This is a genomic window from Paraburkholderia sp. SIMBA_054 (assembly GCF_046534875.1).
GTDB lineage: Bacteria > Pseudomonadota > Gammaproteobacteria > Burkholderiales > Burkholderiaceae > Paraburkholderia > Paraburkholderia hospita.
This window is the reverse complement of record NZ_JAWRXV010001128.1, coordinates 1-258: the sequence shown is the minus strand read 5'-3', so window position 1 is coordinate 258 and position 258 is coordinate 1. Positions and strand designations below refer to the sequence as shown.

Below are 258 nucleotides of genomic sequence, written 5' to 3'. Positions count from 1 at the left end.
GGTGCCTTCCGACTATCTGTTTGACGCGCCGGAGGTGCAGCCATGCGCCCACTGACGCTGACACTTACCGGCTTTATCGGTGTTCGGGACGGGATGAAGCGCGACAGCGTCACGCTCAATCTTGAATCGCTGCCGAACGGTCTGATTGCGCTCACGGGCCCGAACGGGGCGGGGAAGTCCATCATCATGGACAGCCTCCATCCGTACCGGATCATGCCCTCACGCGCGACGAAGCTGTCCGTCGATGGGTTCTCCTAC

Annotated in this window: 1 protein-coding gene; it reads left to right on the top strand. The window is 61.6% G+C overall.

Annotated elements, in window-relative coordinates:
* Window positions 1–42: 42 nt before the first annotated feature.
* A partial coding sequence (locus SB822_RS58680) for a hypothetical protein (protein ID WP_410859320.1) occupies window positions 43–258 on the top strand: 216 nt, incomplete at its 3' end.